Annotated in this window: 1 protein-coding gene; it reads left to right on the top strand. The window is 52.2% G+C overall.

What is annotated here, in order from left to right:
• On the top strand, window positions 1–393 hold a 393-nt coding region (locus CWC17_RS18735; protein WP_171042115.1), incomplete at both ends, for an Ig-like domain-containing protein.

Genomic DNA, 393 nt, shown 5'->3' with positions numbered 1-393 from the left:
ACGCCACCACAACTGGTGAGGTTGATACCGCAGCGCCCACAGTGGTTATTGATCCGGTTGGTGATACTAATGACACCACACCGACTATTTCAGGCACAGCAACCGGTGAGCCAGAGGGCACGGTTGTTACAATCACCGTAACGGATGAAGCGGGTAACCCGCAAACCATTACGACCGAAGTGCAAGCCGATGGCACCTTTAGTGTAGATGTGCCTAATGAGTTAAGTGAAGGTGAATTTACCGTTGAAGTATCGGTTACCGACGCCGCAGGCAATGAAACCACAGCCACCACAACTGGTGAGGTTGATACCGCAGCGCCCACAGTGGTTATTGATCCGGTTGGTGATACTAATGACACCACACCGACTATTTCAGGCACAGCAACCGGTGAGC

It is taken from the genome of Pseudoalteromonas sp. S3785 (assembly GCF_005887365.1).
Classification (GTDB): Bacteria; Pseudomonadota; Gammaproteobacteria; order Enterobacterales; family Alteromonadaceae; genus Pseudoalteromonas.
The sequence above is the reverse complement of the archived record's forward strand: the minus strand, read 5'-3'. Positions and strand labels throughout refer to the sequence as shown.